Annotated in this window: 6 protein-coding genes and 3 tRNA genes; 6 read left to right on the top strand and 3 right to left on the bottom strand. The window is 42.8% G+C overall.

Translation table 11 applies throughout. The annotated features are described in order from the left end of the window. Window positions 1–84: 84 nt before the first annotated feature. From RG959_RS15310 to RG959_RS15300, 3 genes are all read left to right on the top strand, one after another. A tRNA-Leu gene (locus tag RG959_RS15310) sits at window positions 85–166 on the top strand. 148 nt (window positions 167–314) lie between these two features. Continuing rightward, a tRNA-Gly gene (locus RG959_RS15305) sits at window positions 315–389 on the top strand. Window positions 390–401: 12 nt separating this feature from the next. Next, window positions 402–485, top strand: a tRNA-Leu gene (locus RG959_RS15300). A 122-nt stretch (window positions 486–607) separates the two neighbouring features. Here the strand turns inward: RG959_RS15300 and ald are convergent. From ald to RG959_RS15285, 3 genes are all read right to left on the bottom strand, one after another. Beyond that, window positions 608–1,735: an alanine dehydrogenase gene (gene ald, locus RG959_RS15295; protein WP_251273477.1), complete on the bottom strand. Its 1,128-nt coding sequence runs from the start codon at window positions 1,733–1,735 to the stop codon at window positions 608–610. Between the two features lie 328 nt (window positions 1,736–2,063). Next, window positions 2,064–3,146, bottom strand: coding sequence for a copper resistance D family protein (locus tag RG959_RS15290; RefSeq protein WP_342797847.1), 1,083 nt, complete (start codon window positions 3,144–3,146; stop codon window positions 2,064–2,066). Beyond that, window positions 3,146–3,685 carry a copper resistance CopC family protein gene (locus tag RG959_RS15285; RefSeq protein WP_342797846.1) on the bottom strand — a complete coding sequence of 180 codons (540 nt, stop codon included), beginning with the start codon at window positions 3,683–3,685 and terminating at the stop codon, window positions 3,146–3,148. Before RG959_RS15285 ends, RG959_RS15290 begins: the two co-directional genes overlap by 1 nt. A 193-nt stretch (window positions 3,686–3,878) precedes the next feature. Here RG959_RS15285 and RG959_RS15280 point away from each other — a divergent pair, with 193 nt between their 5' ends. From RG959_RS15280 to RG959_RS15270, 3 genes are all read left to right on the top strand, one after another. Next, entirely contained in the window at window positions 3,879–5,435 is a 1,557-nt protein-coding gene (locus RG959_RS15280) for a UDP-N-acetylmuramoyl-L-alanyl-D-glutamate--2,6-diaminopimelate ligase (RefSeq protein ID WP_342797845.1), read from the top strand. A 261-nt stretch (window positions 5,436–5,696) separates the two neighbouring features. Beyond that, the gene (locus tag RG959_RS15275; protein ID WP_342797844.1) at window positions 5,697–6,209 is read left to right on the top strand and encodes a hypothetical protein; all 513 of its coding nucleotides are present in this window, start codon (window positions 5,697–5,699) and stop codon (window positions 6,207–6,209) included. A 154-nt stretch (window positions 6,210–6,363) separates the two neighbouring features. Continuing rightward, window positions 6,364–7,115, top strand: a 752-nt coding sequence (locus RG959_RS15270) for a hypothetical protein (RefSeq protein ID WP_342797843.1), incomplete at its 3' end; no start/stop codon positions are given.

Genomic DNA, 7,115 nt, shown 5'->3' with positions numbered 1-7,115 from the left:
GGGCTATAGCCAAGCGGTAAGGCAACGGACTTTGACTCCGTCACGCGAAGGTTCGAATCCTTCTAGCCCAGCCATTTATACTTAGCGGGTGTGGCGGAATTGGCAGACGCACCAGACTTAGGATCTGGCGCCGCGAGGCGTGGGGGTTCAAGTCCCTTCACCCGCATCTTTTACAGGCTGGCGAAAGTGAATACTTTCGTCAGCCTGTATATTTGATAAAAGACTTCTTACAAAGTCTTGCATGAAAGAGGAACTTCTTCTAAGAGCGCACACGTTCTGTGCGAAACGCAGAACCCAGAACCTCCTGTTCAAGTGCGGAAGTAGTTCAGTGGTAGAACATCACCTTGCCAAGGTGGGGGTCGCGGGTTCGAATCCCGTCTTCCGCTCCATGTATATGATATGCCGGCGTGGCGGAATTGGCAGACGCGCTGGACTCAAAATCCAGTTCCTTCACGGGAGTGCCGGTTCGACCCCGGCCGCCGGTATCATTTAAAGCAGCTTCTGTTTCTTTTCGAAATAGAAGCTGCTTTTTTATATATAAAGAAATATTAATACTTGTCCTTTAAAAGAAAAAGCTGTCTCCAGTGCTGGAGGCAGCTTTTTTTATTTAAACCGTTAGTGAATCAAGCAGGCTTTTCACATTTTTGAACTCATATCCTAAATCACGCGCAACGGCTTCAAAGGTTACATGGCCGCCATACGTATTTACGCCACTTTCAAGGGCTGGATTTTGTTTAATAGCCTGTTCAAAGCCTTTATTTGCGATTTGGAGGGCGTAAGGTACCGTAACGTTGGTTAATGCAATGGTAGAGGTACGCGGAACTGCTCCTGGCATATTTGCTACAGCATAATGAACAACCTCATGTTTTTCATAAGTCGGGTTTGTATGAGTTGTAATACGATCTACTGTCTCAAAAATACCTCCTTGGTCAATTGCTACATCCACGACAACCGATCCTGGTGACATTGCTTTTACCATTTCTTCTGTTACCAGCTTCGGCGCTTTAGCACCCGGAATTAAAACGGCACCGATAACAAGATCGGATTCTTTTACAGATTCAGCGATGTTTAATGGATTTGACATAAGAGTTTGAACACTTGCGCCAAAGATTTCTTCAATCTGGCGAAGACGGTCTGCGCTTAAGTCAATGATCGTAACGTCTGCTCCGAGCCCAACGGCAATGCGGGCTGCATTTGTACCAACCATACCGCCGCCGATAATGGTTACACGGCTTCGTTTCACCCCTGGAACACCGCCGAGCAGAACGCCTTTTCCGCCGTTATTCTTTTCTAAAAATTGAGCCCCGATTTGCGTAGCCATCCGCCCGGCAACCTCACTCATTGGTGAAAGGAGAGGCAGCGTGCCGCCTGCTGTAACGGTTTCATAAGCAATACCGGTTACACCGCTGTCGACTAGCGCTTTTGTAAGCGCTGGTTCAGCTGCAAGGTGGAGGTAAGTAAAAAGAAGAAGGTCTTTACGGAAATATTGATATTCAGAAGCAAGCGGTTCTTTTACTTTCATCACCATATCTGCCCGGTTCCAAACATCTCTTGCTGAATCAAGTACTTGAGCGCCGTACTGTTCATATTCTGCGTCTGTAAATCCGCTTCCTAAGCCGGCTCCTTTTTCGATCATGACATCATGTCCTGCGGCCACAAGTGTAGCAACTCCTGACGGCGTAATAGCCACACGGTTTTCATTATTTTTAATTTCAGCTGGGATCCCAATTAACATCACGATCATCCTCTCGTATTTGTTGCCTTTATTGTAGGAGAAAAAGAAAAAAATGACATCGTTTTGATTGTTAAAAAAAATAGAGATCATTTGTGAAAAAACACAAAACAAAAATCCGTCTGTTTATAACAGGAAATTTGTAACCGGTTTCTATCGCTTTAATACCGCATTTATTATATGTTTTAAACAGTATTCAATCCTATGAAAAAAGGTTTACATCGAGCTTCAAATAATGAAAAAACATTGTGAGAAAATCTAACAATAGAGAGACGGGGAGAGAAAAAGAAGAAGCTGATAATAAAAAAACCGCCTCTGCTAAGGCGGTTTTTTAAGATGAAAGACCGGTAATCAGGGCAAGATAAAGAGAAAAAACAAGCAGCGTGCTCATGAAAAATGTAATGCCCGCTTCTTTTTTCCGATATCCCCAAAAGCCAATTGCTAAAAAAACAAGGGCAAGAAACATAAACAGCACATTTAACGGTGACCAGCCAAGTTGCAGCGGCAAAGTGGGCGGCAGGGAGCCGGTGTAAAAGAAAGAAAATAACGGTGAGTAACGGCCCTCGCTGACTGCATGAGGCGGCTCCTGCTGGCCAAGAAACGCTGTTGTGCCAAAGATCAATAATAAAATAAGGCTTTCTGCTTTTATCCAGGGCTTCGGGTGAACGTCCCGGCGCTCTTGCAGTTTTCGTTTGAAAAGAAACCCATTTATAAACGCAAACAGCAAAACTGGCAGAACCAGTAAGTGCTTGATTAAAAGTGCCTGTCCATAATTAAGTGACCAGTCGCTTGCATAGTCACGAACGTCTAAAATGATGGTCATCATCCAAAAGCCAGACAGAGCGGTTAATAACAAACAAGTAGCAGCTACTGGCGAAAACCATCTTAAAAAAGCAAGCCAGTTTGCTTCATCACGTGCAAACCAGCCAGCCATAAGCAGCAGGCCAGCCCAAACGGATACTGCTGTAAAATGCACCGCATGGGAAAGGACACCGGTCCAATCGGTTAAAGAAGCGGCATGACTCGACCAGCTGATCGAGCCAATCAGCAAAAGAATAAAACCGAGTCCGCCAGCTGTAAAACGTTTATCGGTTAAAACAGGAAACGTAAACAAGTACAGTGCGAAAAAAAGCGCAACAGCAAGAGTGAATGCCCAAGCCTTCCCGACCGTAAATCCGAGAATGACCGTTTGTGCCACAGACATTACGCCGCTTCCTGCCGCAAGTTCCAGAATCAATACAGCTGCCGGCACAAAAGCAAAAAGAGCGATACCGGCTACAGACCCGTAAAGCCAGCGCTCTCGAATGAGAATCGCCGGCTTTTTATGCGCAGGAACAAGCTGTATAAGGAAAGCGCCCATTAACAAAGAAAAACAGCTGTATAAAAGAGTTTCCGACGCATAAAGCACAGCCATTATTTTTTCCCTTTTCTCATAAGCAGAATAACGGCAAGCAATGCGGCAGCTACGATCACACCGATAATAATCGGCATGGAGGAAGAGGACTCTTTTTCTTCCTGCTGTACATCAGCAGCGGGTTGTTCCTCTGTTTGATCTGTTGTTGCTTCTTCCTCCGGCGCTGTTTCCTCTGCCGGCTCTTCCGCCTGCTCGGCTGCAACCGTAAATCCATATGTTCCTTCGATTAAGTGCCCATCTTCACCGACGATCCGCCAATCAACCGTATAAGAACCGTCTTTCAGCGGTTCTGCCGCAGACCCGCTTAATACATTGTTCTGTACTTGAACATTTTCAAGCGGAACTTCTCCGGTTTCATTTTTCAGTGTGAAGCTGCTTCCCTGTTCAATTGGCGTTTCAAATGTCAAAGAAAGATCCTGAATCGGCTCTTTTACAGTGTCCCCGTCCGCAGGAGAAGAACTTTCCAATCCCGTATGGGCGGATACAGCAGGCGAAAACAGAAATAATAAGCTAAAAAGGAAAACAAAGATTTTTTTCAATTGATTCACCTCAATTCATAAATGGTTCATAAACACTATACCACTGTTGAAAACAAAACGAATGAAAACCGCTTTAGGATCACAAAGGTGTCAAAAAACAAAGAAAAAGCACACAAACTGTTCACAAAAAGAGTAGAGGAAGTCTGAACCGGGAAGTAAGTCTAAAAAAGACGAATGAAGAGAGGAACGATCCATGCACATTCCATTTAAACAATTACCTGCTGTTTCTGCCATCCATCTTTTTGGCCCGGCCCGTCCTAACATTTCTGGAGTTACATACAACTCCCAGGCAGTAAAGCCCGGTTTTGCTTTTTTTGCTATCGCAGGGGAGAACGCGGACGGCCACGATTATATTGAGCAGGCGATTGAAGCCGGTGCATCTGCTGTAATTGGCACCGATGAAGAGATTCTTCATTCGTTTCACGAGCGGTTTCCAGCTGTTACATTCGTTTCAGTAGCGGATTCTCGTGCGGCTATGGCTCATGTGTCGGATTATTTTTATGAATATGTACAGGAACGCCTCATCAAAGTAGGAGTCACGGGTACAAATGGTAAAACGACAGTGGCTACGTATGTGCAAAGTTTATTCAACCTGCTTCATATTCCATGCGGCATGCTTGGGACAACCGGGATTTGGAAAGCAGCTGAAAAAATGCCATACAACAAAAGCACACCGACTACGCCAATGTCCTCAGACATTCATTTTATTTTTAAGGAACTCCACAATTCGAATCATGAAGCGGCAGCGATGGAAGTTTCTTCTATTGCACTCGACCAAAAGCGGGTGGAAGGCATTTTATTTGATATAGCCATTCATACCAACTTTTCAGAAGAGCATTTGGAATATCATAAAACAATGGAGCATTATAAGCAGTCTAAGCTGCAGCTTTTTGGGCAGGCGTCGGTCGGTGTGGTGAATCTGGATGATGCAGGCATGTCAGAGGATATTCTCAAATCAGCTAAAGGCCGTCTTATTACGTACAGCCGCAAACCGCTGTCAGGAGCTGATTTAATTTGGACAGACTGCCGGCATCATGAGGAAGGCATGACATTTCAACTATTGTATAGAGGGAAACCATATGCGATATCTGTGCCGCTCTACGGAGAATATAATGCCGGAAACCTTACAGCAGCGGTTGCAGCGGCTTTGTCTCTTGGGATCAGTATGGAAGAAATCGTTTCTGTTCTGCCAAACATGAAACAGGTAGAGGGTCGTTTTCAAGTGATTCACGGACCGGACAATCGGAAAGTCATTATAGACTATGCTCATACGCCCGTAGCTCTTGATCAAATTTTAACTGAAGTACGGCGTATTCCACATGCTCGTTTGATTGCGATGATCGCGGGCATTGGCATTCGAGACTTTGGGAAAATGCCCAAAATGGCACAGGCGGCAGAAGGAAAAGCAGATGTGATCGTCGTAACGGTAGATCACCCGGGACCCCATAATCCAAATGACATTATTGGACGCGTAGTCAGTGGATTTTCAAATCCAAAAGAACTCATTTTGACGGCTGCCACAAGACGGGAAGGCGTGATCCGGTCACTTGAGGAAAGCAGGCCGAACGACATTATCCTGCTTACGAGTGGCTGCATCAATGGCTGTCAAATCGTAGCAGGAAAGCATATTCCTCATTCAGACGAGGCAATTGTTAATGAGTTTTTTAACAGTGCTTCATTCTCACAGGCAATGAAATTTAGTGCAGAACAGAGTGTGTATGTAGCACAAATCCAAAAAAGTCTATTTTAAATTAACGAATTAGATTTTAGTTAAAAAACCGCTTAGGAGACAACAATTGTTGTCTCCTAAGCGGTTTTTTTGTTTATTCATACTTCTACACACTAAGTGTTTTTTCATGTCTGAAAATATACAGAGCATGGAATGTTAAGGAATAAAACATTTTATCGGCTCTATTTTAAAAAATAAGATCTGCCGACGATTGAAGCAGTACCTTCTCTTGGCTTCTGCATATAATTACAGGGAACTTTCTAAAATAGGAGGAGTAGACGAATGAATAAGGAAATTCTAAGTTCATTAGTTGGTAAAGTCGTTAAGGTCAATAGAGGTGGTCATGATTCTCGGGTTGGACAATTACTTGCAGTAGAAGAAGATTATTTCGTACTCCTTACAAAAGAAGACGGTGTTCTTTACTACAAAGGCCATCATGTTAAAAGCTTAACCGACAACACTAAGAAAGGTCTCGAATTCGACCTCCTTGTTCCTGAAGATTTTACGTATATCGGTGGAAAACTATTCACAGACGTTATGAACAATTTAAAGTATAAATGGGTGACAATTAATCGGGGCGGGCATGAAAAATATCAAGGCGTACTCGATGATATTAATGATGATTATGTCACGATTGTTTATAATGAAGAAGTTATTCGTGTATCGACGTTCCATATTAAAAACATCAGTTACGATTTGAAAATTGAGGGTCCGGATAAAGATAAAAAAGAAAAAGAGGATGAAAAGAATAAGAAAGAATCAGACAAGAAAGAAAAAGAGGAAGAAACTCAATAAACAGAAAGCAATAATTATTCGTATTAATCATCAAGAAGAAAGAAATTGGAGTCTCTTTGAAATGAGGAATGGGCTAAGCAATTATGTCATATTCTCTTCGTTCAAAGGGACTTTTGTTTGATAAAAGGGTTTTTAACCTGTGAGGGGGGAAGAAATGTCGAGCCCTTTTTTTTCTGATGCGCTTAGACCATTTATTGGTTATTCGGTAGGTGTCTTCTCAAATGATGGGATACTTATAAAGGGAATAATGGTCGATGTAAAAAAAGATTATTTAATTTTGCAGATTACAGAAGAAAAATACATTTACCATCACCTCGCGCAGATAAAGTCTGTTTCAAAAAATGCAAAAGATATGCAGACAAATACGGTTACTAAGAATTATTTACAGGCAGAACAGCTTCATGAAATTTTAGAACAGTGTAAGTATAGCTGGGTAACGATCAATTGTTATAACGATCAGTTTGTTACAGGCTTTTTAAGCCGGGTCTTTGATGACCATCTTATTCTCATTAGTGGGGAAGAAAAAATAATTGTGCAAAATGCATGCATTATCAATATATTCCCAGGTGTTCATGAGCTTGCTGATACTGAAGAAACCGAAGAGCAGGAAGAGGAGCCTTCCACTCAGATGGAAGAACAGAAAGAAATAAATGAAGAGGAAGCTTTCTCTAACAGCTGGGAAGAGCCGAAAGAGCAGAAAGAAGAACCTTTCGCTCAGACGGAAGAACAGAAAGAAATAAATGAAGAGGAAGCTTTCTCTAACAGCTGGGAAGAACAGAAAGAGCAGGAAGAAGAACCCTTTGCTCAGATGGAAGAACAGAAAGAAATAAATGAAGAGGAAGCCTTCTCAAACAGCTGGGAAGAACAGAAAAAGCCGGAAGAAGAACCCTTTGCTCAGATGGAAGA

The sequence above is a fragment of the Domibacillus sp. 8LH genome (assembly GCF_038806185.1).
Classification (GTDB): Bacteria; Bacillota; Bacilli; order Bacillales; family Domibacillaceae; genus Domibacillus; species Domibacillus indicus_A.
The sequence above is the reverse complement of the archived record's forward strand: the minus strand, read 5'-3'. Positions and strand labels throughout refer to the sequence as shown.